Origin of the sequence: Pseudomonas massiliensis, assembly GCF_000826105.1 — a bacterium.
Classification (GTDB): Bacteria; Pseudomonadota; Gammaproteobacteria; order Pseudomonadales; family Pseudomonadaceae; genus Aquipseudomonas; species Aquipseudomonas massiliensis.
Map to the genome: position 1 here is coordinate 2,262,798 of NZ_CCYK01000007.1, position 25,314 is coordinate 2,288,111.

The window sequence follows — 25,314 nt, forward strand, 5'->3', positions numbered from 1 at the left end:
GGCGGGGCGCTTTGGGTTGGTAGTAACCGCGCAAGGGGTGACATTTTAGGCAGGGATGTTGACGAATGATTAAAGAAACGTGGCTTGACGACTGCCGCAAGTGGTGCAGGCAGATCAAGTTCATAGCCGAAGATATAGAATGGGCGGAAAAGCCAAGCCATAGTGGATGGAAGGAGGCTACAAGCCTTCTTCTTGATGAGCGCCGCGTCACCATTCCTCATCTCTACTTCAAAGGCGAATTCCAGGCCGGCCGGATGGGTGATAGGGTGACTTACGGGCTTATGCACAAGGAGGGCAAGGAGCGGCACCGGGTATTTATGCTTGAGATATGGCCCTCTCACCAGAGATCGCATAGGTACAAAGACGGCACTCCCCTGTTTGGCCCGCATATCCACCTTGGCGACTACAGGCTTGACGAGATCACCCGAGAGGTCAGGTCTTCAATTACCGGCCCCGCTGAGCAGGGGTGGGTTGACCGCTTTGTGCGCCACGCTAGAATCCAGAGTGAGCGGATGTCTATCGTTCCACCGTTCGGTCATGATCTTTTTGGACAATAGCCATGTGCGCACTCGGATGTGGAAATTTTTTCACCAGGGCTGGCTGGCATTGTCAGATCATTGATGCCGGTAGTGGTCCCGCGACCTACATAAGCACCCCGATCACGCTTCCCGGCGGGAAACCTCTCGACTTCTACCTGATTGAGCGTGGAAGCCTCGTGGAATTCACAGATGATGGCGTGACGCTTTTCGCCCTCAGATCAATTGGCTACCCACTGTCAGACAAGAGAAACTGGAGAGGCCTGGATAACCTTGGCCTGAAATTCGGTTTTACTCTATCTGATTCGGGCGCCTTCGAAGCTACCTTCCCGGCGACCGATCTGAATGTATGGGGCGCACAAATCCTTCGATTGATGGCTGCGGTGCTGGCATGGGAGGAGGAACGATCTGCCGAGGGCGATACTGACTTCTCGCTCACTGACGAAATTGAGCTCCTTTTAAGGGCGAAGGCGCCTGGTCGGAAGCTGATTCGCAATGCCTCTCTCCAGGTGGGCAAAGTGGAAATGTCATTCGACTTCTTATGGGGCGATACCTATATCGACGCGGTAGCTCCCATACCTCAATCCGTCAACCCGAAGCTCAGAAAGGCAGTATTGATTAGTAAAATTGAAGACCCAGCCGACATCTTGTTCATCGTTGATGACCGCGCCGGAAAACGGAAAAAAGCTGAGGATGAGCTATCCGTGCTTGGGGGTCTGGCCTCGACCATCTTGTTCAGTGACTTCCAACAGCACTATGGCGCCTCGATGCACTGAAAGAAGGACACCAGCTCCGCACACATAAAGCCCGCCCCGGCGGGTTTTCTTTTGCCCTCTGATCCTGCCTGCCTGACCCAAGCCCGCCACTGAGCGGGCTTTTTTGTGCCCGTGATAAAATAATCACAGTATGTGTTGACAGGGATAAACACGATGCGTGATATTACGTCCATGCCGCAGCGATGTGGCAGGCCCTCAAAAGGCCCTCGCTCTTTATACAACTCGACGCAACACCCAACAGACCGCATTGCCTCTACCGGCGACCGGCGATCAGACAGGCCCGAAAGCCTGCCCACGACAGGAACAACCTGGACGGCTGATCGAGAGCGAAACGCTCGAACCGCGCGAATGACCCGGCAAGCAATGCGCCCCGCCACCCTGGCGGTAATGAGGGACAGATTTCCTCGATGCCCTTCTCGCGAGGGGTATCAGGGAAATAAATCGCCCCGGAGGGCAAGAACATGGCAACCCGCAAACCCGCCGCAAGCACCCTGCTTAAACAGGCCAATGAGGCAATCGCCAAGCTGACCAAGGAGCTGGAGAGTACAAAAGGCACCATCAGCTATCACCAGGCACGCGCCATTGAAGCTACAAAGGAAATCGAGGACGTGCACGCCTTCTGTGATGCACTTCCAAACGTCGTGCCGCGCAAAGACGACAACGGGTACAACCAGCGGTCAGTGATGACCCGCCTGGCGGCGTGGCTGGCTACCAAATAGCACGCATGCCCAATCGAGGGGGAAGCGTGAGCCGGTGTGAGCGAGCCGGGCCTGAGAGACCGAACGATTTGCTGAAGCGCCTGGGCGACCGGGCGTTTTGGAAATCCACAGGAGCCCTGGAGGGCATATCAATGCCAGGCACATTCGAGCAAGGCTGGGCGGCAAGGCCGTTCGCAGAGCAGTTTCCGGAAATGGATGCGAAAGAGGCTGAGCGCCTCGACCGCCTGAACCACGCGATCACCTACCTCTACATGGCAGACATGCTGACCGATAGCCAGGTGAAGGCGATTCGAGAAAAGAAATTCCCGCGAGTGGTTACCAAGGCGGTTCTAGGCAAGTAAACAACCCCGCCCCGGTTCGCCGGCCATCTGCATCACCCCTTCCCCACTTACGACCGCAGCGGCAGACGCCAAGCCACCTCACGGTGGGTCTGGTCACCCGCGCTTGGCGTCTGGCCACTGCGGTTTTATCAGCGTCCCCGGAGGCGCCCATGAACGCACTACTCAAAGCACAGCTGCGCTATGACAACGCCGAACCGGCGGACGACAGCGCCGAACAGGAAGCACTACAGCGCTGGATCGACGATGCGGCCGAGCGCCTGGCCCGCGGCGAAGACATCAAAGTGTCCCGACGCGGCTGGCACGTGGCGACAGTGACGCACGCGGACTTCCTGCTGCGGGTTCAGGAGCACCTGACCTGCCGCCTCGATCAGGACGACGACCTGAACTTCGCCCAGCTGGTAGTCGATGCCATGTGCGGCAACGCTCGGCAGGCCATGGCGCGCCGGCTGCTGGGCCCTACGGATCACTCCTTGGGTGTCCTGCACGAGATCGCCGAGAGCATGGTTAAACACCTGGCCGAAGCCGGGGTTGAGCAGGACCGCGCGGACGACGAGCTATGAACAGCATCCACGTTCTGATCGGGCGCTATCTGGATGATCTGGAAGAGCGCCCAGTCCCGTTCTACGAGGCGATGGTCGAGAAGAAGATCATCGATGCCTACATGGGCGGCCAGATCAAGGCTGACGAGTTCCACTACTACTGCGAGCGCTTCCGGCGCCTTGCACAGCGTGACGTAAGGAGAGCGGCATGAGCACAGCACCAGAGGGGGCAACGCATCTGCTCCCGCTCAAGGAAGGCGTTCGAAGCGAGCCGGTTTACTACCGCACGCCATCAGTACATGGCGTCGCCCGGTGGGACGGTTCGCGCTGGGAGCCATGCGCTTACCTGCCGGAAGCCGCCATCCGGATCAAGCCTGGCCCGGACGCACGGCTAATCGAAGCCGCGCCTGATCTGCTGAAGGCTCTGCAAATGTGTATCGCCTGGATGGGCGATCGCCGGGACATATCTCCAGAGTCGATCGATGCATGGGTGAGAGGCCGCTATGCCATTGCCAAAGCCACGGGAGAACAGCCATGACCACCGCACCCTACCCCACAATTATCGACGAGCAACTGGCCCAACTGGAACGCAGCATGGCCATGATCGGATTCGCGCTGCCCGTAAACGAAGTCCTGGGCCTGCCCAGGGAGCACCGTGTCGCGGACCTGAAGCAAAGGCTGTCCGTGACCTTGAAGGGGAAGCGGGTGGCTGTGAGGGCGCGTCATGAATGATCGTGAATTGCTGGAGCTGGCGGCTAAGGCGGCTGGCGTACAGATCGTTCCTTGCACATGCAGGAATGAAGACTGGCCATTCAAATATGCGCCAAATGAGCAGCGGCGCGGGCACTGGAATCCGCTGCGCAATGACGGCGATGCGCTGCGGCTGGCAGTAGATCTCAGCCTGCAAGTAAAGCCCTGTGAAACCGGCGTAGATGTTTGCGACGAAGCTGGCGATGAGGTCTGGTGTGAGTTTACTGAGCCAAACTCTTGCCATTACCAGATGACTCGCCGCGCCATCGTCCGCGCTGCAGCTGAGATCGGGATGGCCATGCCATGACCACCTACCAACGCGCCAAGCGCATCGCCCGCCTACGCGGTTCATTCCTGGCCCTGCTGATCTGTAGCCTCTGGTTGCTGCTCAGCGCCCTGGGCGGGTCTGTTACTGCTTAAACCCCTTTCCCCTTCCCTTTCTGTATGCGCTCAGCGAAGCGCAGGGAGCCCCTATGTCTATGAACATGAAGATCTGGGATCAGGTCGAGAAGACCGATACCAGGTTCACCAAGGAAGCCAAGGTCGGCGGCCAGAACATCACCAGCCTGAACGGCACGGCGATGATCATGAAGGCCACCGAAGTGTTCGGGCCCGCGGGCATCGGTTTCGGCTGGAACATCGTGGAAGAGCGCTTCGACAAGGGCGCCGAGATGTTCAGCGGCGAGGGCGATAAGCGGGTCAGCCTGGGCTTCGAGTTGCACCACACGATCAAGATCGCCTTCTGGTTCAAGCTGGACGGCGAGCGTGGGGAGATTGAGCAGTACGGATGTACTCCGTACCTCTACAAGTCGAAGTATGGCACCACCACTGATGGCGAGGCACCGAAGAAGTCCCTGACAGATGCCATCAAAAAGTCCCTATCGATGCTCGGCTTCAGCGCTGACGTGTTCCTGGGCATGTTCGACGACCGCGATTATGTGGCCCAGCGCCAGGAAGAAGTGGCGGTCGAGCAGGCCGAAGACCGGGAAGCGGAGCTGGAGAAGCAGAATCAGGAGCGCCTGGAATATATCAAGTCGGTGGTTGAGACGATGCAGGGCGCCCAGACGCTGAATGAGCTGAAGAAGCTGCATGACGCCGCTGTCCGCCGCCTCACAGCGCGCCGGGATGATGCCGGGGTCAAGCGGATCGCTCGGGAGCTCGCCACGCTCACGCCCCGCTTCAATCAGGAGGCTGCAGCATGAGCCACCTCTACGAATTGACCGGCCAGTTCAAGGAGCTGGCTGTCCTAGCTGAGAACGCCGACGAAGACCTGGCTATCGCCGTCCGCGACACCATGGGCGCCATCGAGGCCGAGTTCAACGACAAGGCCCTGGCCGTAAGCCGGATCATCCTGAACATGGATTCGGACACGGATGCGCTGGACCGCGAGATTGAGCGCCTACAGGAGCGCAGGCGCCTGCTCACCAATCGCCAGAACCAGATTCGGGAATACCTCCGGGAGAACATGGAAGCGTCGGGCATCAGCAAGATCAGCTGCCCGCTGTTCACCATCACCCTGGCCAATGGTCGCGAATCGGTGGTCGTGGACGACCCGGACCAGCTGCCTGACGAGCTGATGCGGGTGAAGACCGACGTATCTCCCGACAAGACCGCAATTGCCGCCAAGCTGAAGGCTGGCGAAGAAATCCCCGGCGCGCGCCTGGAGCGTGGTCAGTCCTCCATTCGCATTAAGTGAGGCGTACATGAGCACCAACGACATCATCGCAGCGGCCACGGCAGGCCGAACTGGAGGCAGCTAAGGCTGCCTTCTTCGCATCTGGCGGCCGGATCGTGACGATTGATCGCACACCAGCCGGGCCGCTAGTCAGCACCACGGATGATCCGGAAGTGGTGGCCACCATTCGCGCTCACCGGCACTTGGGCGTGATCGCCGCTGCCAGAGCGGTTCACCTCCATACCAGCACGGTCAACAAGATAGCCTAGCTATGTAGGATGTGAAGTAGCGAAGGAATGGCTGACATTCTCTAATTTCAAGGCATGGATGGAAAAGCAAGATTGGGAAGGTAAGGAGCTTGATAAAGACCTGCTTTTCCCTGGTAACAAGATTTACTCGTCAGAAACATGTGTTTTCGTTGATGGCGCTACAAACTCATTTCTGACGAACACGTCCTCAAGAAAGAAGGACGGCTTGCCGCGAGGCGTGCTTACCCGTAATGGTAGATACACGGCTCGATGCTCCGTAGACGGAGTGCAGATTCACTTGGGAATTTATGATTCCCCGGAAGAAGCGCATTTGGCTTGGGTTTCTAAGAAGATAGAGCAAGCCAAAATTATTGCCGCCAAGCAAAGCGACCAAAAGGTTGCCAAAGCCATCATCCAGAGGTTTGAGAATTATGCAGCATGAAGAAGATAAGCCCGCGCCGACCGTGGCGCCATGCTGCCAGCCGAGCGAAGAAGAATTGGCAGCCTTGAAGGCCGGTGACTGTAGGCCAGAGGAGCTATGGGGCGGGCCTCGCCCGACTTGCCCGAAGTGCATAGCGCCGACCGTGGCGGCAGGGTTGCCATCCTTGGAGCCAGTGGCTTGGCTTGACCCTGATCGCGGGCTTGATTGGCTTGTAGATCGAATGACCGTGCCGCCTGGGTCAAAATTTGTTCGCCTAGACGCCTTCACAGCCTGGCTGAGCAAGGCGGCACAGGGGCTGCCGGAGCCGGTGGAACTGTCTGAGGACGTGAAAGAGTATCTGCGCGAAGGAATGGAGAACGCTACCGGCGGCGAAGATGATGATGTTGATTATGACTTCGCTAACGGGCTTGAGCAGCTTCTGCATCCTCTCGTTCGCCTAGACGCCTGTACCCAGGTAGTGGCTGGCATGGCTGCGCGGAATGCCGAGTTGGAGGCGGAGGTGGAACGATCCGAAAAGCACCGAAATGACTTGGCCGACACGATCGTTTCTCAGCGAACTGACATCGGCGCCCTGCGCGCCAAGAACGCCGAGTTGGTGGGGTTGCTGCGTAAGGCATGGCGTGGCCCGCGCACTGATGAAGATTGCGAAGCTATTGATGCCGCCCTGGCCGACGACACCCTCTCTCCCAACACCCCAGCCTAACCCCCTTCCCTATTCAGCCTGCCGGTGGCGGTGGGTGAGGTATTGCTATGTCCGAAATTAAGCACACGCCTGGTCCCTGGGTTTTGATGCGCCACGGTGTCATCCACGGCGGCCCTGTCAGGGAGTACACCAATGGTAAAGGCCAATCACAAATTGCCTTGGCCACGGGCGCCGACTTCATGGAGCTTGGGGAGCAGCAGAAGAATGCTCAGTTGATGGCCGCCTCGCCCGATCTGCTCGCCGACTTGGCCCTGGCCGCCGCAACACTGCGCCGCTATGAAGAGCTACACCGAGCCAAGGGCACCGCAGAGAGCGCCGAGAAGGCTGAAGTGAACGCCAACCTGGCCGCCCGCTTCGAAGCGACCATCGCCAAGGCCACCGCCTAACCCCGACCGCCGCCCCGGGCGGCCTGGAGATACCCATGGAGACTGAAATTCTCTCCGAAGAGGAGCTGGCTGAGGTCACCGGCTACAAGCAACGGCACTACCAGCGCCGCTGGCTGCGCGATCGCGGCTGGCGCTTTGTAGAAAGCCGCGGCGGCCGGCCCTTGGTCGGGCGTGCCTATATGCGCCTGATGTTGGGCCTCGCGCCCACGCCAGGGCTGGTGAGCCCGCCGCCCCTTCCTGAACCCTCATGGACACCTGACTTTTCGAGAATCAACTGAGCATGCGGCCCAGGAATACAGAATATCGGCATTTGCCGCCACGGATGTATCAACGCACCAGAACACGCAAGAACGGAAAAACTTGGGTCGCCTACTATTACCGCGACCAGACAGGGAAAGACATCCCTCTAGGAAAGGATCTGGATCAGGCCCGCATGAAGTGGGCTGAGCTCGAAGCGAGGGACAAGCCCTCGGACTTGAAAGTCATGAAGTCGATCTTCGACCGATATGAACGAGACATTATCCCGAAGAAGGCCGCGCGAACCCAGCGGGACAACCGCGCCGAGCTGAAGCACCTTCGCGCCGTGTTCGACACTGCCCCTGTCGACGCCATCAGCCCATCGATGATCGCCCAATACCGGGACGCACGGACGGCAAAGGTCCGCGCCAACCGGGAGATCGCTACGCTATCGCACGTCTTCAACATGGCTCGAGAGTGGGGGCTCACTGCCAAGGAGAATCCCTGCCAGGGCGTTCGCAAGAACAAGGAGGCGCCGCGGGACTACTACGCCAACGAGGCAGTCTGGGCAGCCGTATACCAATCCGCGGCGCCGGAGCTGCAGGAAGCCATGGATCTGGCGTACCTGACCGGACAGCGCCCAGCGGACGTGCTGCTGATGCGCCGGGACGACATCGAGGGCGATTACCTACTTGTGCAACAGAACAAGACCAGCCAGAAGCTGCGGATCATGATGCGCCACGAGGATGGTTCGCTGAACAGCCTGGGCCGGCTGGTGGAGATGATCGACAAGCGCACAGCGGAGCATGCCTCGCAGTACCTGCTCATCAGCAAACACGGCAAGCGCCTGACTGCGCCCATGCTTCGCCGCCGCTGGGATGATGCCAGGGCGAAGGCTAGCGAGCTTGCGACCGCCGCCGGCGACACCCTATTAATAGCGCGCATCCAGGCTTTCCAGTTCCGGGACATTCGGCCGAAAGCCGCATCGGAGATCAAGAACCTGGAGGACGCCAGCCTGCTGCTTGGGCACACCAAGAGCGACATCACTAAGAAGGTCTACCGGCGCGTCGGCGTCACCGCCAAGCCGGCGAAATAGGCTGAGTTCTGGAACTGTTCCATTTCTATTCTGGAACGCCTGCTTTTTAGGCCTTCGGAAGCGCCAGCCCCAAAAACACAAAACCCCTGATTTCTCAGGGGTTTGAAGATGGCGGAGGCGTAGAGATTCGAACTCTAGGATAGTTGCCCATCGGCGGTTTTCAAGACCGCTGCCTTAAACCACTCGGCCACACCTCCTCGTATTGCGGGCGCCATCATACCGGAATGAAATACGCTGTCAAACACTGACGCTGGCTTTGTTGCCTGGCTTTGGTATGCTCATTTGCGACCAAAGCTTTCAGGGGCGGATATGGCGCTTGCCCCCGGGCCGAAAGGCCTGTTCAATCGCCTCATCAACGACCTAAAGGAGTTTCGCCATGCGCGAACAGGATTACACCCTCAGCCAGAGCGCGAAAAGCGCCGAGCTGGAAGTCAGCCGAGTGCTGCGCAACACCTATGGCCTGCTTGCCCTTACCCTCGCGTTCAGCGCCCTGATGGCGTTCGCGGCGCAGCAGATGAACGTCCGCTACCCGAACGTATTCGTGGTGCTGATCGGCTTCTATGGTTTGTTCTTCCTCACCAGCAAGCTGCAGGATTCGGTCTGGGGCATCGTCTCCACCTTCGCCCTCACCGGCTTCATGGGCTTCATCCTCGGGCCTATCCTAAACCGCTACCTGGGCATGGCCGGTGGCGCCGAGGTGGTGAGTTCCGCTTTCGCCATGACCGCGCTGGTATTCGGTGGCCTGTCGGCCTATGTGCTGATCACCCGCAAGGACATGTCCTTCCTGTCCGGGTTCATCACAGCTGGCTTCTTCGTGCTGCTGGGCGCTACCGTGGCGGGCCTGTTCTTCCAGATCAGCGGCTTGCAACTGGCTATCAGCGCGGGCTTCGTGCTGTTCTCATCCGTGTGCATCCTGTTCCAGACCAGCGCCATCATTCATGGCGGTGAGCGCAACTACATCATGGCGACCGTCAGCTTGTATGTTTCCATCTACAACCTGTTCGTGAGCCTGCTGCAACTGTTCGGCCTGATGGGCCGGGACGACTGATACGTTGCTTACCCCTAGCCCGCTTCGGCGGGCTTTTTTGTGCCTGAACGATTAGAATCAGGGCATTCTGTTACTCGGAAGCGTCATGAAATTCGCTATCGCTGTGATGTCTTCACCCCATGCCCCAGCTACGCGGCGTGCGCTTCGTTTCACCGAGGCGGCACTGGCGGCCGGCCATGACGTAGTCCGTGTTTTTTTCTATGGTGAGGGCGTGCATACGGCCTCGGCCAGCCTGGTAGTGCCTCAGGATGAAGTGGACGTTGGCGCGCAATGGCGCTCGCTGATCGCTGAGCGACAGCTGGACGCCGTTGTCTGTATCGCTGCCGGCTTGCGGCGCGGCGTTCTGAATGCCGAGGAAGCCGCCCGCTGGGAACGCCCTGCCGCCGCGGTGCTGCCGCCGATCGAGCTCTCCGGCCTGGGACAACTGCACGAAGCCGCTCAGCATGCTGACCGTTTGATCTGTTTTGGAGGAGACTGAGATGGCCAAATCCTTGCTGGTCATCAGCCGCAGCGCGCCTGGGCATGGTCTCTTCGCCCGGGAAGCCCTCGACATAGCACTCGCCGGGGGCGCCTACGATTTACCCCTGGGCATGCTCTTCCTGGATGACGGCGTGTTTCAACTGGCCGCGCAACAGCGTCCGGAGCTCCTCCAGCAAAAAAGCCTGGCCGCCAATCTGCAAGCCTTGTCGTTGTTCGGCGTTGATGAGCTTTTCGCTTGCTCCTTCAGCCTTGCCGAGCGCGGCCTGGCCCAGGAGGACTTGGCACTGGCTGTGCAGGTATTGCCAGTGGAGGCGATCTCGCCCTTGCTTAACCGATTCGACGAGGTGATCACGCTCTGATGGCGACTCTCCATGTACTTTCGGCTTCGCCTTTCACTGACGGCCGGTTGGGCAGCTGCCTTCGTATGCTTGGCCCTGACGACGGTCTACTGCTGTGCGGCGAAGCGGTGCAAGCCCTGCGCCCAGGAACGGAAATTTTCGCGCGCCTGGCCAGGCTTTCGTCCACGAAACTGTACGCCCTGATGGAAGATTGTGAGGCGCGGGGCTTGGAGGCCGAAGCAGCCCAACAGCTGGACTATCCCGCTTTCGTTGAGCTGAGCCTGGCCTACGACAGGGTGAATACATGGCTGTAACCAGGATCGACGTCGAAGGCCGTGACATCCTGCTGGACAAAGACGGCTTTCTGGTAAACCTGGCTGACTGGTCGCCCGCCGTGGCGGCAGTGCTGGCCGAACGCGAAGGCATGGTTCTCACCTCAGCCCATGCTGAGGTATTGAATGCGCTGCGTCAGTTCCACGCGCAGTTCCAGCTGTCACCAGCCACGCGGCCGCTGGTCAAGTACATCGCCACCATGCTGGGCACAGACAAAGGCAACAGTGCCTACCTCAATCAACTGTTCAAGGGCACTCCCGCCAAGCTTGCCGCCAAGCTGGCCGGCCTGCCCAAACCGGCCAATTGCATATGACCCTACCTGAACCGCTTCGCCTGGACACTCCTGCTGAACATCCTTTCGCGGAATTCGTCCGCATCCTTGGCAAGGGAAAGCGTGGCGCCCGCGCCCTGACTCGGGAGGAAGCGTTCCGCGCCATGGGCATGGTATTGGACGGCGATGTGGAAGATACCCAGTTGGGCGCCTTTCTGATGCTGTTGCGTCACAAGGAAGAAAGCGCCGAGGAACTGGCCGGGTTCACCGAGGCCGTGCGCGCTCGGGTCAAGGCGCCTGCGCTGAATGTAGACCTGGACTGGCCTTCCTATGCCGGGAAAAAACGCCACCTGCCTTGGTACCTGCTGGCGGTGAAATGCCTGGGCCAGAATGGGCTGCGGGTATTCGTTCATGGTGGCGGCGCGCATACGGCGGGACGGCTGTACACCGAGCACTTGCTCGATGCTCTCGATCTATCGCTGTGTCGCGATTGGCAAGCGGTTGGCGCCGCGCTGGATGCCACAGGGGTGGCTTTCGCTCCGCTGTCGGATTGGGCACCGGCATTGCAGCGCATGATCGACCTGCGTAATACCCTCGGCCTGCGCTCACCCATTCATTCCCTGGCCCGGGTACTCAACCCTCTGGGCGCCCGCTGCGGCCTGCAAAGCATCTTCCACCCTGGCTACCAGCCCGTGCACCGGGAGGCGGCTCGTCTGCTGGGTGACACTTCCATCGTGATCAAGGGTGATGGTGGAGAGCTGGAAGTCAATCCGGATGCGGCCTGCCACCTTTATGGCACCGCCGGTGGCGAGGCTTGGGACGAGGAATGGCCACAGATGTCAGCGCAGCGTCATCTGAAACCGGGCTATCTGGACCCGGCTCAGCTGAACGCTGTCTGGCGTGGGGAAGCCGAGGACCGCTATGGCGAGCTGGCGACTATCGCCACCATGGCGCTGGCCTTGCGGGGCCTGGGCAAGCCCCAGGAAGAAGCCTTCGCGAAGGCACGTGCCTGGTGGGGAGCACGGAACTCGGCCCACTGACACAGGAAGCGTCAGGCTGAAGCGTCTCCTTCGAACCAGGCCAGTTTCTCCCGCAGTTGCACCACCTCACCGACGATCACCAGCGTAGGCGCATGTACCTCATGGCGAGCCACCAGATCCGGCAGGTCCGCCAGGGTGCCGGTGAAGACGCGCTGTTGCGCGGTCGTCCCCTGCTGCACCAAGGCCGCCGGCGTGTCCGGCGCGCGGCCATGGCGAATCATGCCCGCGCAGATGGCCGGCAGGCCCACCAGCCCCATGTAGAACACCACCGTTTGCGCCGGAGCCACCAAGTCGTCCCAGGGCAGGTCACTGCTTCCGTCCTTGAGATGACCAGTAACGAAGCGCACGGACTGGGCATAGTCCCGATGGGTCAACGGGATGCCGGCATAAGCCGCGCAGCCGCTCGCCGCGGTGATACCCGGCACTACCTGGAAGGGAATGCCGTGGGCGGCGAGTTCTTCGATTTCCTCGCCGCCGCGCCCGAAGATGAAGGGGTCGCCCCCCTTCAGGCGTACTACCCGCTTGCCTTCCTGGGCCAGGCGCACCAGTTGCTGGTTGATCTGGTCCTGGGGCACGGCGTGATCCGCGCGACGCTTGCCCACGTAGATGCGTTCAGCGTCCCGCCGGCACAGTTCGATGATGGCTGGCGCAACCAGCCGGTCATAGAGCACCACGTCCGCTTGCTGCATGAGGCGCAAGGCCTTGAACGTCAGCAGGTCAGGATCGCCCGGGCCCGCCCCGACCAGATAGACCTCACCAGGGGCGTGGGGCGGTGCCCCTTCTACCCGCTCGGCCAGCATGCTGGCCGCTTCGCTGCTCCGGCCCGCCAATTGGCGATCCGCGATGGGGCCTTGGAAGACTTCTTCCCAAAAGGCGCGACGCTGATTGACGTTGGGGAAGCGCTGCTTGACCCGGTCACGGAACCCAGCCGCCAGCTTGGCCAGCTCGCCGTAGGCCGCGGGTATCCACGCCTCCAGACGAGCGCGAATCAGCCGAGCCAAGACCGGGGCGTCCCCACCGCTGGATACCGCCACCACCAAGGGCGAGCGGTCGACGATAGCCGGGAAGATCACCGTGCACAGGGCGGGTGCATCCACTACGTTCACCGGGATGCACCGCGCTTGTGCGTCGGCGGATACCTGGGCATTCAATGGTGCATCATCGGTGGCGGCAATCACCACCGCGCAGCCGTTCAGGTCTCCCGCGGTATATCCGCGCTCGAAGACTTCACCGCCGCCACGCTCCACCAGGGCCGCCAGCTGGGCATCTACCTGCGGCGCCACCACGCGAAGGCGCGCGCCGGCATCCGTAAGCAGGCGACTCTTGCGCAGCGCGATCTCTCCGCCGCCCACCACAAGCACAGGACGCCCGGTGAGCTTATGAAACAGCGGCAGGAAATTCATTCAACCGATTACCTCGAGGCCAGCCATATAGGGTTTGAGCACCTCGGGCACACGGATGGAGCCGTCGGCCTGCTGGTAGTTTTCCAGAATGGCCACCAAGGTACGCCCCACCGCTAGACCGGAACCATTGAGGGTGTGCACCAGTTCCGGCTTGCCCGTTTCCGGGTTGCGCCAGCGGGCTTGCATACGCCGTGCCTGGAAGTCGCCAGTGTTCGAACACGAGGAAATTTCCCGGTACTTGTCCTGGCTGGGCACCCAGACTTCCAGGTCATAGGTCTTGGTCGCGCTGAATCCCATGTCGCCGGTGCACAGAGCCAACACCCGGTACGGCAGTTCCAGGGCCTGAAGCACACGCTCCGCGTTGGCCGTCAAGCTTTCCAGGGCGTCCATGGACTTGCTCGGCTCAACGACCTGTACCATCTCGACCTTGTCGAACTGGTGCTGGCGGATCATGCCGCGGGTATCGCGCCCGGAGGCGCCCGCCTCGCTGCGGAAGCAGGGCGTATGGGCCACCAGCTTGATCGGCAGTGCCTTCGGATCGAGAATCTGATCGGCGACCAGGTTCGTAAGGGAAACTTCCGCGGTCGGGATCAGATAAAGATCCGCCTCGCCCGCCCGGGCGATCTTGAACAGGTCTTCCTCGAACTTCGGCAACTGACCGGTGCCCTGTAGCGCCGGTGCTTGCACCAGGTAAGGCGTATAGGCTTCCTCGTAGCCATGCTCGCTGACATGCAGGTTGATCATGAACTGCGCCAGCGCCCGGTGCAGCCGTGCGATAGGACCGCGCAATACGGCGAAGCGGGCACCGGAAAGACGCGCGGCGCTTTCGAAGTCCAGCCAGCCGAAGCGCTCGCCGAGGGCGACGTGATCCTTGACCTCGAAGTCGAAGGTGGTGGGCGTACCCCAGCGGCGCACTTCCACGTTGTCGTCTTCGTCCTTGCCTGTGGGCACCGAGGCGTCCGGCAGGTTGGGCAAGCCCAGGAGGATGCTGTCGAGCTGCGCCTGAATGTCGTCCAGCTCAGCCTTGCCCTGGGCCAGTTCGTTCGCCATGCGCTCGACGTCCGCCATCAAGGGTGCGATGTCCTCGCCCTTGGCCTTGGCCTGGCCAATGGATTTGGAACGACTGTTGCGCTCGGCCTGCAGTTGTTCGGTGCGGGTCTGCACCACCTTGCGCTGGGCCTCCAGGGCTTCGATGCGGGCGACGTCGAGCGTGAAGCCACGGGTGGCCAGGCGCTCGGCAACGTCTTGCAGTTGGCCGCGTAACAGTTTCGAATCGAGCATTGGGTTCTCTCGTTGTTCAGAGTTTGGTCAAGTACAGGCCAGCCCAGGTCGCGAGCAGGCCGCCAAGGACACTGGCAGCGGCATAGCCGAAGGCCAAGGGTGCCTGGCCGCTTTCCAGCAGCCGCAGGGTGTCCAGGGAAAAGGATGAAAAGGTGGTCAGGCCGCCGACGAAGCCGACGACCAGGCCAGCCTTGAGGTACAGCGGCGCGTCCGGACGCGCCAGAAAAGCCCCGTAAAGATAGCCAATGATCAGACAGCCCACGAGGTTCACCGCCAGGGTTGCCAGGTAATAATGTCGCGGGTAGTTGGCGGTCACCCAGGTACCCGTGGCGAACCGGAGCAATCCGCCAAAAATGCCGAACACGGCCACCGATACCACTGTGGGAATCACGATTTCCTCCGCTGCAAGGGGCTGGCCCGGTCCAGTTCCGCCAAGTGCTTGAGTTTTTCGCCGATCTTCAGTTCCAGACCACGCGGCACGGGCTGATAATAATGCCGTGGTGCCATACCTTCGGGGAAGTAGTCTTCACCCGCGGCATAAGCGTCCGGCTCGTCATGCGCATAGCGGTATTCGTCGCCATAGCCCAGGTTCTTCATCAGCCTGGTAGGCGCGTTGCGCAAGTGAAGCGGCACTTCCAGTGAGCCCAGGCCAGCGGCATCGGCCTTGGCGGCCTTGAACGCGGTGTAGACAGCGTTGCTCTTGGGCGCGCACGCCAGATAGACGAGGGCCTGGGCCACCGCCAATTCACCCTCCGGGCTGCCGAGCCGTTCCTGTACATCCCAGGCGGAAAGGCAAAGCGCCAGGGCGCGAGGGTCCGCGTTGCCTATGTCTTCGCTGGCCATGCGTACCACGCGCCGTGCAATGTAAAGCGGGTCGCAACCGCCGTCGAGCATCCGCGCATACCAATAGAGCGCGCCGTCTGGGTTGGAGCCGCGCACGGATTTGTGCAAGGCGGAGATCTGATCGTAGAAAGCCTCCCCGCCCTTGTCGAATCGGCGGAGGGTGTCGCCGAGCAGGCTTTGCAGCAGTTCTACGGTGATTGCCTGGCCGTCTTCGACCAGGTCGGATGCATTTTCCAGCAGGTTCAACAAGCGACGGCCGTCACCGTCGGCGGCCGCCATGAGCATGGCGAAAGCGCCCTCCTCCAGACTCAGCCGACGCTCCCCCAGGCCACGGGGTTCATTCAGGGCACGCTGCACCAGCTGGCGCATGGCGGCTTCGTCGAGACTCTTGAGCACATACACCCGGGCCCGGGACAGCAAAGCATTGTTGAGTTCAAAGGAGGGGTTTTCGGTGGTAGCGCCCACGAAGATCAGGGTGCCGTCTTCGACGAAAGGCAGGAAGGCATCCTGCTGAGACTTGTTGAATCGGTGAACCTCATCCACGAACAGCAGGGTGCGTCGACCGTATTGCGCGGCCTGCTGACGGGCGACCTCCACCGCCTGGCGGATCTCCTTCACCCCGGCCAGCACCGCGGAGACGGTGACGAAATGGGCATCGGAAACCTTGGCCAACAGCTGGGCCAGGGTGGTCTTGCCCACCCCGGGCGGCCCCCAGAAGATCATTGAATGCAGCGCGCCCTGTTCCAGCGCCTCGCGTAGGGGCTTGCCGCGGGCAAGGAGGTGATCCTGGCCCACGTATTCATCAAGCGTACTGGCGCGCAGCCTCGCCGCCAGGGGCTGGGCGGGTGGGGCGGAACTGAACAGGTCCATCAGGACGGCGAGGCCTTATTCCTGGATGACGTCGGCGCCCTTGGGGATCAGGACGGCGAGGCCTTATTCCTGGATGACGTCGGCGCCCTTGGGGATGGCGAACGTAAACTTGCTGGCCGGTACCGGCTCGTTGGCCTTCACGCCCATGAACAGGATATTGGTGCGCTGGCCGACGCTGTCGATCAACTGCATGTCATTGATCAAGCCCCGCCGGAATGACAAGCGCAGGGAGTCGAAGAGCGTGTCATTGGTTTTCGGCTTGAGCACGAAGTCCATCACATCGCCTGCCTGCTTGGCGGTGATGTCGAAGCTCTGGCTGATCTTGGACACGTCACCGGAGAGCAGCAAGGCGGGCGTCTGGGTCAGGCGCTGGTCCAGCTTCTTGATAGTCACCTGTTCCAGGTCCGGGTCCCAGAGGGATACCTTCTGGCCGTCGGACACCATCAACTGCTCCTGCGGCGCATCGGTGTGCCAATTGAAGAGCCCAGGGCGCTGCAAGGTCATCTCGCCGCTGGTTTCCTGCAATTGAGTACCGCCTGCGTCCAGGGTGAGCTGGGAGAAGCGCCCGGTGAGGGTTTGCGACTTCTCCAGCAGCTGGGTCAGGGACTTCACCGCCTGCTCATCGGCCACCACGGAAGCGCTGGCCAAGGCCAGCGCGGACACCAACAACATGCGAATCAGGCGCATGATAATCCTCTAGTCAGAAAGCCAGCCGGCGGCGTCGGACGCCGGCGTTTTAGTCCCGCGCCGGGCCCGGCGCGATCACATCGCGGCTGCCGTTGCTGTTCATGGGAGTGACCACACCCGCCATTTCCATGGCCTCGATCATGCGCGCCGCCCGGTTGTAGCCAATCTTCAATTTTCTCTGCACCGAGGAAATGGAGGCCCTGCGGCTCTCCAATACGAAAGCCACGGCTTCGTCATAGAGCGCATCGCTTTCGCTGTCTTCGCCGTCGCCGCCACCGCCGCCTTCGTAGCTGCCGCCACTGCCTTCCTCTACCCCGTTGAGAATATCGTCGTTGTAGTCAGGCGAGCCACGCATCTTCCAGGCTTCCACCACGCGGTGCACTTCGTCATCGGAAACGAACGCGCCGTGAACGCGAATCGGCAGGCTGGTACCGGGCGGCATGTACAGCATGTCACCGTGGCCTAGCAACTGCTCGGCGCCGCCCTGATCGATGATGGTCCGCGAGTCGATCTTGCTGGACACCTGGAACGCCATGCGAGTGGGAATGTTTGCCTTGATCAGGCCGGTGATCACGTCCACCGACGGGCGCTGGGTGGCCAGGATCAGGTGGATGCCGGCGGCACGGGCCTTCTGGGCGATACGGGCGATAAGCTCTTCGACCTTCTTGCCCACGATCATCATCATGTCGGCGAATTCATCGACCACAACCACGATGGTGGGCAGGGTATTGAGCAGTGGCGCTTCGTCTTCCATGCTCTCGCGCCGGTAGAGCGGGTCACCCAGCGGATGGCCCGCTTCCTGAGCCTCCTTGACCTTGCGGTTGAAGCCGGCCAGGTTGCGCACGCCCATGGCCGCCATCAGCTTGTAGCGGCGCTCCATCTCCGCCACGCTCCAGCGCAGGGCGTTGGCGGCGTCCTTCATGTCCGTCACTACCGGGCACAGCAGGTGCGGGATGCCTTCGTAGATGGACAGTTCCAGCATCTTCGGGTCGATCATGATCAACCGCGCATCCTGTGGCGTGGACTTGAACAGGATCGACAGGATCATTGCGTTCACCCCCACGGACTTGCCGGAGCCGGTGGTACCGGCGACCAGCAGGTGGGGCATCTTGGCCAGGTCGGTGATCACCGGCTTGCCGCCGATGTCGTGACCGAGGGCCAGGGCCACCGGCGATTGCGCCTCATCATACTGCGGCGTGGAAAGCACTTCGGAGAAACGGACGATCTGGCGGTCTTCGTTGGGAATCTCGATGCCCACCGTGGTCTTGCCCGGAATCACTTCCACCACGCGAACGCTGGTGACAGCGAGCGAGCGCGCCAGGTCCTTGGCCAGATTGGAAATGCGGCTGACCTTGACCCCCGCGGCGGGCTGAATCTCATAGCGCGTAATGACAGGCCCCGGGTGGATGGAGTCTACCGTAACCTCGACGCCGAATTCCTTGAGCTTGATTTCGAGCAGCTGGCCGACACCCGCCAGGGATTCGGGCGAATACTGGACCTGCTTCTTTTGCACCGGATCGAGGATCGATAACGGGGGGATGGTGCCTTCCAGCGCCGCATCCACCATCGGTGGCTCCGGCTTTTCCGGAAACAGACGCCGCACGGGTTCAGCCTTCGGAGCCGGGACCGGCACAGCCGGAGCTTGCGCGGCAGGCGCGATGATAGGTGGCATCGCCGGCGCGGACACCTGGGCAACAGGGCGCACGGCCGCCAGCCGGGGCGCCTCGCTGGGCACTTCCGCGTCCAGGGCAGAGAAGCTTTCCAGCTCATCCTCGTCGTCCCACGGCATGCGCAGAGCGACCTCGGGCACCCTGGCCCGAGCGATCGCCGGCGCGCCTGCCATGGCGAATGCCGGGGTGGACACCGCGGCCGCTGGCGCCACCACCTCACCGCCGAAGACCGGTTCCTGCCGCACCGCTACCGGTTGCGTCCGGGCCTCGCTGCGTGGTTCCACACGAGTTTCCTTGCGGGGCGGCGGTGCTTCCACATGCACGGGCTCATCGTCTCGCAGGCGCGCCACCAGGCGTCTTTGCTCGCTACGCGCCGCCCACCAGCGGCTGGCCGCGCCCGTGACCAGTTCGAAGAGGTCCAGGGTGATCTTGCCCGTGGTGTCCATGACCGCAAACCAGGAAAGATCCGTGAATACGGTGAGCCCGAACAGGAAAAGCGCGATGAACAGCAGCGTACTGCCCTGGACGTTGAGGGCGTTGCGGGCCAGGTCCCCAAGGCTTTCGCCCAGGGCGCCGCCGGCGGAGGCCGGCAGGCTGGCGGCGGAATGGAAGTGCAGATGTGCCAGCGCCGCCCCGGATAGCACCAGGAACACCAGGCCGATCAGCCGCCAGGAGAACAGCCAGCCGCTCCACTGCCATGGCTGATGGCGCTCGCGGAAGATCTGCCAGGCTTTGACGCCCAACAGCAGCGGGAATATGTAGGCAAAGTACCCCAGCACCATGAACAGGATGTCCGCGGCGTAGGCACCGGCGCGCCCAGCGGCGTTCTGGACCTGGCCGACGCTGGTGCCCGTGTGGCTCCAGCCCGGATCGCCCTGGTCGTAGCTCAGCAAGGCCATCCAGAGGTAAAGGCACAGCGCCGCCATGGCAATGAGAGCGCCCTCTTTCAAGCGGTAGTGCAGCTGTTGCCGCCAGAGAGGGACGGGGACGGGTTTAGCGGTAGACTTCTTCAAAACGCGTTCTTTCCTGCGCGGTGCGCGCGACCCAGGGACTGTATCGCGGCCGGTTCCGTTCATGGCTGACCATTGTACGGATTTACAGTACCGATGTCATAGGGTGGCGCTAGGCCAGTGTTCCGGGCGAGCACGGGCGGGCAACTGATAAAATGATTCCGATTTGACCATGGTTTTCTTGACCTGACAAAGGGTTAAAGCCTTTATTTGCTTATCTGCGTGAAGCTTCATGGACCGGCAGGCCGGCACGAGGGTTCCCGGCCGCTTGGCCCGCTGGCCATCGGCCGGGTATCTGCATATGGACTCGACGACAGCGACCAACGAGGGCGATACTCTCCCCTCCCCTTTCGCTCGACCTGTCATTCCGATGCTGACCTGGCTGACCCGCAACGACCTGAGCTTCCCACCCCTGGAGCGAGCCCTGCGCAACCCTAACGGTCTGCTGGCCGTTGGCGGGGACCTGACCCCGGAACGCCTGGTCGCGGCCTATAGACATGGCTGTTTTCCATGGTATGAACAAGGCCAGCCTGTAATGTGGTGGTCTCCCGACCCCCGCATGGTAGTGGCGCCGGCCGCTGTCAGAGTATCGCGCAGCTTGCGCAAGACCCTGCGCCAGGGCCACTTTCAGATCACACTGGACGAGGCATTCATCCAGGTCATACAGGCCTGCGCCGCGCCTCGTGCCTATGCCCAGGGCACCTGGATCACCCTTGCCGTCGAGCAGGCCTATACCGAGCTGCATCGGCGCGGCATCGCCCACAGTGTCGAGACCTGGCGAGACGGCCAACTCGTTGGCGGGCTCTACGGTATCGCGATGGGCCGGTTGTTCTTCGGTGAATCCATGTTCAGCCGAGCAACCGATGCGTCCAAGGTCGCGTTCGCCTATCTGGCCGAGTACCTGAACAGCCATGGTTTCGTACTGATCGACTGCCAGATGCATACCCGTCATCTGGAAAGCTTCGGCGCAAGGGAAATTGCGCGTACCGAATTCGTCCAATACCTTGAGCGCTACCTGGATGCGAGCAGCACGGCTACCTGGGGTCGCTAGGCGAGTGACGCCACGCTGGCATACACTCACTGAGTAAGCTTCGATCGAGGGTTGATCATGACCGAGTTGGCGCGCCTGAAGTTCTATGCCACTCAACCCCATGCCTGCAGCTACCTGCCGGATGAGCAGGCCACCACGCTGTTCCTCGACCCGAGCCAGCCGATGGACCCGAGCGTTTACGCCGACCTTTCAGAGCTGGGCTTTCGTCGCAGCGGTGACCACCTTTACCGCCCTCATTGCCAGCGCTGCAATGCCTGCGTGCCGGCCCGCATCCCGGCGGCGCGCTTCCTGCCCAGCCGACAGCAAAAGCGTATCCTCAAGCGCAACGCCGATATTCAGGTACAAGCGACCCGCCCGCGCTTCACCGAAGAATATTTCGACCTTTACAGGCGCTATATCGAACAGCGCCACAGTGACGGCGACATGTACCCGCCCAGTCGCGACCAGTTTTCCACTTTCCTAGTGCGGGACCTGCCGTTTTCCCGTTTCTACGAGTTCCGCCTCGAGGGCCGGCTCATGGCCGTAGCGGTCACAGATCTGCTGCCCAACGGCCTGTCGGCCGTCTACACCTTCTACGAACCCGAGGAAGAGCGACGCAGCCTGGGCCGCTTTGCCATTCTGTGGCAGATCGGGGAAAGCTTACGGCTGAACCTTGGGGCTGTGTATCTTGGCTACTGGATCAAGAACTGCAAGAAGATGAACTACAAGACCCAGTACCGCCCAATCGAACTGCTGATCAACCAGCGGTGGGTCACACTGAACTGAGCCCTTGGCGCGTGGTCCCTTTTTCGGGCACAATATGCGCCGCTTTTGCCTGGCGCAGTTGCACCGGGCCACTTTCTGGATACCGAGGGCTTTACTGCATGTCGAAAGAAGACAGCTTCGAAATGGAAGGCACTGTCGTCGACACCCTGCCCAACACCATGTTCCGCGTGGAGTTGGAAAACGGGCACGTCGTTACCGCGCATATTTCTGGAAAGATGCGCAAGAACTACATCCGAATCCTGACCGGCGACAAGGTCCGCGTCGAGCTGACCCCTTACGACCTCAGCAAGGGCCGCATCACCTACCGCGCTCGCTGATAGCTCGAAACGACAAAGCCCGGCTTCCAAGCCGGGCTTTTCGTATGCGTGTGACTGACAGGGTGCGGCGAGAGCGAACCCTCGCCGCGTGCCTCAGGCCATTTCGGCGGCGGTTTCGAAGTCGAACGTAAGCTCGCCATCCTTGATATCGATATGCACCACCCCGCCATGTTCCGACAGCTCGCCGAACAGGATCTCTTCAGCCAGGGGCCGCTTGATCTTGTCCTGAATGAGTCGGGCCATGGGCCGGGCACCCATTTGCGCATCGTAGCCACTTGCCGCCAGCCAGCTGCGGGCGGCATCGGTGACTTCGAGTTGCACACGCTTGTCTTCCAGTTGCGCCTGCAGTTCGGTGAGGAATTTGTCCACCACGCTCTTGATGACTTCGTGACTGAGGCGGCCGAACTGGATGATGGTATCCAACCGATTGCGGAATTCCGGCGTGAAGCTCTTCTTGATCACTTCCATGGCATCGGAGGAATGATCCTGCTGAGTGAAGCCGATGGAGGCCCGCGCAGCGGTTTCCGCACCTGCGTTGGTGGTCATGATCAGAATCACGTTGCGGAAGTCTGCCTTGCGCCCGTTGTTGTCGGTCAGGGTGCCGTGGTCCATGACCTGCAGCAGCAGGTTGAAGACTTCCGGATGCGCCTTTTCGATTTCGTCGAGCAACAGCACGCAATGCGGCTGCTTGGTGATCGCCTCGGTGAGCAGCCCGCCCTGGTCGAACCCTACATACCCGGGAGGCGCGCCTATCAGGCGGGATACCGTATGCCGCTCCATGTACTCGGACATGTCGAAGCGTACCAGCTCGATACCCAGCGCTTTGGCCAGCTGGCGGGCGGCCTCGGTCTTGCCTACCCCGGTCGGGCCGGCGAAGAGGAATGAACCTACAGGTTTGTCCGGCGCCTTGAGGCCGGCACGTGAGAGCTTGATCGCCGTCGACAGCGAGTCGATGGCCGCGTCTTGACCGAATACCGTCAACTTCAGGTCGCGCTCCAGGTTACGCAGCAGTTCCTTGTCGGAGCTGTTGACGTGCTTCGGAGGAATGCGCGCGATCTTGGCGATGATGTCCTCGACCTGGGGCACCTCGATGCGCTTGACCCGAGCCTCAACCGGCTGCAGGCGCTGATAGGCGCCAGCTTCGTCGATCACGTCGATGGCCTTGTCCGGCATATGGCGGTCGTTGATGTAGCGAGACGCCAGTTCGGCCGCGGCACGCAGGGCTTCGTCACTGTACTCGATGCTGTGGTGCTGCTCGAAACGGTTCTTCAGGCCACGCAGGATGCCAATGGTGTCTTCGACCGATGGCTCGCTGACATCCACCTTCTGGAAGCGACGTGCCAGGGCACGGTCCTTCTCGAAGATACCGCGGAATTCCTGGAAGGTGGTGGACCCGATGCAGCGGATCTCGCCAGAGGACAGCAACGGCTTGAGCAGATTGGACGCGTCCATCACCCCGCCGGACGCAGCGCCCGCACCGATGATGGTGTGAATTTCGTCGATGAAGAGAATCGCCTGGGGCCGCTTGCGCAGCTCACCGAGCAGGGCCTTGAAGCGCTTCTCGAAATCGCCCCGGTACTTGGTGCCGGCCAGCAGCGCGCCCAGGTCCAGCGAGTAGACGACACTGTTGGCGAGCAGGTCAGGCACCTGGCTGTCGACGATGCGCTTGGCCAGGCCTTCGGCGATGGCGGTCTTGCCGACGCCCGCCTCGCCCACCAGCAGTGGATTGTTCTTGCGCCGGCGCGCCAGGATCTGAGCGACGCGCTCGACTTCGTTCTCGCGCCCGACCAGCGGGTCGATACGCCCTTGACGCGCCAGCTCGTTCAGGTTGCTGGCATAGGCATCCAGGGGGTTCCCGGAGGATGAAGACTCGCCGCCCTCGTCGTCCTGCATTTCCTGCTCACCCTCGGAGTGCTCGCCATGCCCTGGCACTTTGGAGATGCCATGGGCGATGTAGTTGACCACGTCGATGCGCGCCACGGTCTGCTGTTTGAGGAGGAAAACAGCCTGGCTTTCCTGCTCGCTGAAGATGGCCACCAGTACGTTGGCGCCGGTGACTTCGCGCTTGCCGGAGCTCTGCACATGGAAGACGGCGCGCTGCAGCACGCGCTGGAAACCGAGCGTGGGCTGGGTCTCGCGGTCTTCGTCATGGACCGGAATCAGCGGGGTGGTGGAGTCGATGAACTCCTGGAGGTCGTGCTTGAGTTTGTCGAGGTTGGCACCGCACGCCCGTAGCACGGTAGCGGCTGCCTCGTTATCCAACAAGGCCAGCAAGAGATGCTCGACGGTCATGAATTCATGCCGTTTGGACCGAGCCTCCTTGAAGGCCAGATTGAGAGTGACTTCGAGCTCGCGGTTTAACATAGCTTCACCTCATAACCCAAGTGGCCGGATTTCAACCGTCCTTCTCGATTTCACAGAGTAGCGGATGCTGGCTTTCCCTGGCGTACTGATTCACCTGCATGGCTTTGGTTTCGGCGATGTCCCGGGTGTACAGCCCACAGACCGCACGCCCTTCCGTATGCACCGCCAGCATCACCTTGGTCGCCAGCTCGCGATTCAGGTTGAAGAACAGCTCCAGCACCTCTACCACGAAATCCATCGGGGTGTAGTCATCGTTGAACAGCACCACCTTGTACATCGGCGGCGCCTGTAGCGTCGGCTTGGACTCCTGCACCGCCACGCCGGCGGAATCGTCCTCGTGAGGCGCAGGGCTGTCCGGGCCGAGCCGGCCCTGTTGGAAGGTTAGACGAATATGGTTGGTTGAATGCATTTCGGAAGTGTTCATCGTTGAGCGATCGAAGGTTGTGGTGAGACGTGTGTCCAGATTGATACTCGGCCGCCGCATGACCTTGACTATCGGCAAAACGGTGTTACAAACAGTAGAACCCACATTGGGGAGGAAAGGTCCGCGCAGTCAAATAAATTTTTCGGCCGGCGCGCGGGCTTGGTGGATGATACTCCAGAGATGGGGTCCTTTGCAGAGGGATATGAGCATGCCAAGCGGTAAAGTCAAGTGGTTCAACAATGCCAAGGGCTACGGGTTCATCAACGAGGACGGAAAAAGCGAAGATCTGTTCGCGCATTTTTCGGCCATTGAAATGGAAGGTTACAAAACGCTCAAGGCAGGGCAACCCGTAAAATTCAACATTATCCAAGGCCCTAAAGGCATGCATGCCGTGGGGATTTCACCGGTAACCGACTCCGTCAACGTTGCCGTTTCACAGTACGCGTCTTCTACCGAACACGCCTGACGCAGCCCAACTCCCGATGGCTGGGCCCGCTTACCGAGGCGGCCCAGCCATATTCCCCGCCCCGCCTCCAATCTTCCTACAACCATCGCCTCAGGCGAACTTTCGTGCGCCCGGCCATGGGTTTGATATACTCCGCCCGGTGACCAGTGAGTCATAGTGGCGCACCCCCATGCAAGGTACGCCCAGCGGTAACCGTGAACCCGTC

35 protein-coding genes and 1 tRNA gene are annotated in these 25,314 nt (G+C 61.2%); 27 read left to right on the top strand and 9 right to left on the bottom strand.

Going from position 1 to position 25,314, the window contains the following annotated elements; genetic code table 11:
* The first annotated feature begins 65 nt into the window (after positions 1-65).
* From BN1188_RS21110 to BN1188_RS21185, 17 genes are all read left to right on the top strand, one after another.
* Complete coding sequence (locus tag BN1188_RS21110) at positions 66-557, top strand: hypothetical protein (RefSeq protein WP_040263731.1); 492 nt, start codon at positions 66-68, stop codon at positions 555-557.
* A 2-nt stretch (positions 558-559) separates the two neighbouring features.
* Positions 560-1,312: a DUF1828 domain-containing protein gene (locus BN1188_RS21115; protein ID WP_040263733.1), complete on the top strand. Its 753-nt coding sequence runs from the start codon at positions 560-562 to the stop codon at positions 1,310-1,312.
* Between the two features lie 461 nt (positions 1,313-1,773).
* The gene (locus BN1188_RS21120) at positions 1,774-2,031 is read left to right on the top strand and encodes a hypothetical protein (protein WP_040263734.1); all 258 of its coding nucleotides are present in this window, start codon (positions 1,774-1,776) and stop codon (positions 2,029-2,031) included.
* A gap of 68 nt (positions 2,032-2,099) precedes the next feature.
* On the top strand, positions 2,100-2,372 hold the full coding sequence (locus BN1188_RS21125) for a hypothetical protein (protein WP_187375340.1): 273 nt from the start codon (positions 2,100-2,102) through the stop codon (positions 2,370-2,372).
* Positions 2,373-2,521: 149 nt separating this feature from the next.
* Positions 2,522-2,932: a hypothetical protein gene (locus BN1188_RS21130; RefSeq protein ID WP_040263738.1), complete on the top strand. Its 411-nt coding sequence runs from the start codon at positions 2,522-2,524 to the stop codon at positions 2,930-2,932.
* Positions 2,929-3,123: a hypothetical protein gene (locus tag BN1188_RS21135; RefSeq protein ID WP_040263740.1), complete on the top strand. Its 195-nt coding sequence runs from the start codon at positions 2,929-2,931 to the stop codon at positions 3,121-3,123. The genes BN1188_RS21130 and BN1188_RS21135 overlap by 4 nt, the downstream gene beginning before the upstream one ends.
* On the top strand, positions 3,120-3,449 hold the full coding sequence (locus BN1188_RS21140; RefSeq protein ID WP_040263742.1) for a hypothetical protein: 330 nt from the start codon (positions 3,120-3,122) through the stop codon (positions 3,447-3,449). The genes BN1188_RS21135 and BN1188_RS21140 overlap by 4 nt, the downstream gene beginning before the upstream one ends.
* Complete coding sequence (locus BN1188_RS21145) at positions 3,446-3,643, top strand: hypothetical protein (protein ID WP_040263744.1); 198 nt, start codon at positions 3,446-3,448, stop codon at positions 3,641-3,643. The genes BN1188_RS21140 and BN1188_RS21145 overlap by 4 nt, the downstream gene beginning before the upstream one ends.
* Positions 3,636-3,968 (top strand): hypothetical protein, encoded by a 333-nt coding sequence (locus BN1188_RS21150; protein WP_040263745.1) that lies wholly within the window; start codon positions 3,636-3,638, stop codon positions 3,966-3,968. The genes BN1188_RS21145 and BN1188_RS21150 overlap by 8 nt, the downstream gene beginning before the upstream one ends.
* Before the next feature lie 166 nt (positions 3,969-4,134).
* Entirely contained in the window at positions 4,135-4,863 is a 729-nt protein-coding gene (locus tag BN1188_RS21155; protein ID WP_040263747.1) for a hypothetical protein, read from the top strand.
* Complete coding sequence (locus BN1188_RS21160; RefSeq protein WP_040263750.1) at positions 4,860-5,357, top strand: siphovirus Gp157 family protein; 498 nt, start codon at positions 4,860-4,862, stop codon at positions 5,355-5,357. Before BN1188_RS21155 ends, BN1188_RS21160 begins: the two co-directional genes overlap by 4 nt.
* 95 nt (positions 5,358-5,452) lie before the next feature.
* The gene (locus tag BN1188_RS21670) at positions 5,453-5,605 is read left to right on the top strand and encodes a hypothetical protein (protein ID WP_157395830.1); all 153 of its coding nucleotides are present in this window, start codon (positions 5,453-5,455) and stop codon (positions 5,603-5,605) included.
* A gap of 58 nt (positions 5,606-5,663) precedes the next feature.
* Positions 5,664-6,026: a hypothetical protein gene (locus BN1188_RS21165; RefSeq protein WP_052469434.1), complete on the top strand. Its 363-nt coding sequence runs from the start codon at positions 5,664-5,666 to the stop codon at positions 6,024-6,026.
* A 220-nt stretch (positions 6,027-6,246) separates the two neighbouring features.
* Complete coding sequence (locus BN1188_RS21170; RefSeq protein ID WP_040263752.1) at positions 6,247-6,729, top strand: hypothetical protein; 483 nt, start codon at positions 6,247-6,249, stop codon at positions 6,727-6,729.
* A gap of 47 nt (positions 6,730-6,776) precedes the next feature.
* Positions 6,777-7,115, top strand: coding sequence for a hypothetical protein (locus tag BN1188_RS21175; protein WP_040263754.1), 339 nt, complete (start codon positions 6,777-6,779; stop codon positions 7,113-7,115).
* Between the two features lie 35 nt (positions 7,116-7,150).
* Positions 7,151-7,393: a DUF4224 domain-containing protein gene (locus BN1188_RS21180; RefSeq protein ID WP_040263756.1), complete on the top strand. Its 243-nt coding sequence runs from the start codon at positions 7,151-7,153 to the stop codon at positions 7,391-7,393.
* A gap of 2 nt (positions 7,394-7,395) precedes the next feature.
* Positions 7,396-8,448, top strand: coding sequence for a tyrosine-type recombinase/integrase (locus tag BN1188_RS21185; protein WP_040263758.1), 1,053 nt, complete (start codon positions 7,396-7,398; stop codon positions 8,446-8,448).
* Positions 8,449-8,557: 109 nt separating this feature from the next.
* On the opposite strand, the gene BN1188_RS21190 is transcribed toward BN1188_RS21185, so the two are convergent.
* Positions 8,558-8,645: transfer RNA gene (locus tag BN1188_RS21190), tRNA-Ser, on the bottom strand.
* 179 nt (positions 8,646-8,824) lie between these two features.
* Between BN1188_RS21190 and BN1188_RS21195 the strand changes: the two genes are divergently transcribed.
* From BN1188_RS21195 to BN1188_RS21220, 6 genes are all read left to right on the top strand, one after another.
* Positions 8,825-9,496 carry a Bax inhibitor-1/YccA family protein gene (locus BN1188_RS21195; RefSeq protein ID WP_040263759.1) on the top strand — a complete coding sequence of 224 codons (672 nt, stop codon included), beginning with the start codon at positions 8,825-8,827 and terminating at the stop codon, positions 9,494-9,496.
* An 85-nt stretch (positions 9,497-9,581) separates the two neighbouring features.
* Complete coding sequence (gene tusD, locus BN1188_RS21200; protein WP_040263762.1) at positions 9,582-9,974, top strand: sulfurtransferase complex subunit TusD; 393 nt, start codon at positions 9,582-9,584, stop codon at positions 9,972-9,974.
* A gap of 1 nt (position 9,975) precedes the next feature.
* Positions 9,976-10,335, top strand: a complete 360-nt coding sequence (gene tusC / locus BN1188_RS21205; protein WP_040263764.1) for a sulfurtransferase complex subunit TusC — start codon at positions 9,976-9,978, stop codon at positions 10,333-10,335.
* Positions 10,335-10,628 carry a sulfurtransferase complex subunit TusB gene (gene tusB, locus BN1188_RS21210; protein WP_040263766.1) on the top strand — a complete coding sequence of 98 codons (294 nt, stop codon included), beginning with the start codon at positions 10,335-10,337 and terminating at the stop codon, positions 10,626-10,628. Before tusC ends, tusB begins: the two co-directional genes overlap by 1 nt.
* The gene (locus tag BN1188_RS21215; RefSeq protein WP_040263768.1) at positions 10,619-10,960 is read left to right on the top strand and encodes a TusE/DsrC/DsvC family sulfur relay protein; all 342 of its coding nucleotides are present in this window, start codon (positions 10,619-10,621) and stop codon (positions 10,958-10,960) included. The genes tusB and BN1188_RS21215 overlap by 10 nt, the downstream gene beginning before the upstream one ends.
* A complete protein-coding gene (locus BN1188_RS21220) occupies positions 10,957-11,958 on the top strand; it encodes a glycosyl transferase family protein (RefSeq protein ID WP_040263770.1) in 1,002 nt (333 codons plus the stop codon). The genes BN1188_RS21215 and BN1188_RS21220 overlap by 4 nt, the downstream gene beginning before the upstream one ends.
* 11 nt (positions 11,959-11,969) lie before the next feature.
* Here the strand turns inward: BN1188_RS21220 and cysG are convergent, their stop codons facing one another.
* The 6 genes from cysG to BN1188_RS21250 form a co-directional block, all read right to left on the bottom strand.
* The gene (gene cysG, locus BN1188_RS21225; protein ID WP_040263772.1) at positions 11,970-13,361 is read right to left on the bottom strand and encodes a siroheme synthase CysG; all 1,392 of its coding nucleotides are present in this window, start codon (positions 13,359-13,361) and stop codon (positions 11,970-11,972) included.
* Positions 13,362-14,642 (bottom strand): serine--tRNA ligase, encoded by a 1,281-nt coding sequence (gene serS / locus BN1188_RS21230; protein ID WP_040263774.1) that lies wholly within the window; start codon positions 14,640-14,642, stop codon positions 13,362-13,364.
* A gap of 16 nt (positions 14,643-14,658) precedes the next feature.
* Entirely contained in the window at positions 14,659-15,033 is a 375-nt protein-coding gene (gene crcB / locus BN1188_RS21235; RefSeq protein WP_040263775.1) for a fluoride efflux transporter CrcB, read from the bottom strand.
* Entirely contained in the window at positions 15,030-16,355 is a 1,326-nt protein-coding gene (locus tag BN1188_RS21240; protein WP_040263777.1) for a replication-associated recombination protein A, read from the bottom strand. Before BN1188_RS21240 ends, crcB begins: the two co-directional genes overlap by 4 nt.
* A 63-nt stretch (positions 16,356-16,418) precedes the next feature.
* Positions 16,419-17,042 carry an outer membrane lipoprotein periplasmic chaperone LolA gene (gene lolA, locus BN1188_RS21245; RefSeq protein ID WP_040263779.1) on the bottom strand — a complete coding sequence of 208 codons (624 nt, stop codon included), beginning with the start codon at positions 17,040-17,042 and terminating at the stop codon, positions 16,419-16,421.
* A 49-nt stretch (positions 17,043-17,091) separates the two neighbouring features.
* Positions 17,092-19,725 (bottom strand): DNA translocase FtsK, encoded by a 2,634-nt coding sequence (locus BN1188_RS21250; protein ID WP_040263781.1) that lies wholly within the window; start codon positions 19,723-19,725, stop codon positions 17,092-17,094.
* Positions 19,726-20,092: 367 nt separating this feature from the next.
* On the opposite strand from BN1188_RS21250, the gene aat reads away from it, so the two are divergent.
* The 3 genes from aat to infA all read left to right on the top strand — a co-directional run bounded on the left by aat (position 20,093) and on the right by infA (position 21,855).
* On the top strand, positions 20,093-20,773 hold the full coding sequence (aat, locus tag BN1188_RS21255) for a leucyl/phenylalanyl-tRNA--protein transferase (protein WP_040263783.1): 681 nt from the start codon (positions 20,093-20,095) through the stop codon (positions 20,771-20,773).
* A gap of 57 nt (positions 20,774-20,830) precedes the next feature.
* Positions 20,831-21,538, top strand: coding sequence for an arginyltransferase (locus BN1188_RS21260; RefSeq protein ID WP_040263785.1), 708 nt, complete (start codon positions 20,831-20,833; stop codon positions 21,536-21,538).
* Positions 21,539-21,636: 98 nt separating this feature from the next.
* Positions 21,637-21,855: a translation initiation factor IF-1 gene (gene infA, locus BN1188_RS21265; RefSeq protein ID WP_002553999.1), complete on the top strand. Its 219-nt coding sequence runs from the start codon at positions 21,637-21,639 to the stop codon at positions 21,853-21,855.
* A 93-nt stretch (positions 21,856-21,948) separates the two neighbouring features.
* Here the strand turns inward: infA and clpA are convergent, their stop codons facing one another.
* A complete protein-coding gene (gene clpA, locus BN1188_RS21270; protein ID WP_040263787.1) occupies positions 21,949-24,219 on the bottom strand; it encodes an ATP-dependent Clp protease ATP-binding subunit ClpA in 2,271 nt (756 codons plus the stop codon).
* Between the two features lie 31 nt (positions 24,220-24,250).
* Positions 24,251-24,628 carry an ATP-dependent Clp protease adapter ClpS gene (gene clpS, locus BN1188_RS21275; RefSeq protein WP_040264457.1) on the bottom strand — a complete coding sequence of 126 codons (378 nt, stop codon included), beginning with the start codon at positions 24,626-24,628 and terminating at the stop codon, positions 24,251-24,253.
* A gap of 223 nt (positions 24,629-24,851) precedes the next feature.
* Here clpS and cspD point away from each other — a divergent pair, with 223 nt between their 5' ends.
* Positions 24,852-25,109 (top strand): cold shock domain-containing protein CspD, encoded by a 258-nt coding sequence (cspD, locus tag BN1188_RS21280; protein WP_040264459.1) that lies wholly within the window; start codon positions 24,852-24,854, stop codon positions 25,107-25,109.
* Positions 25,110-25,314 lie beyond the last annotated feature (205 nt).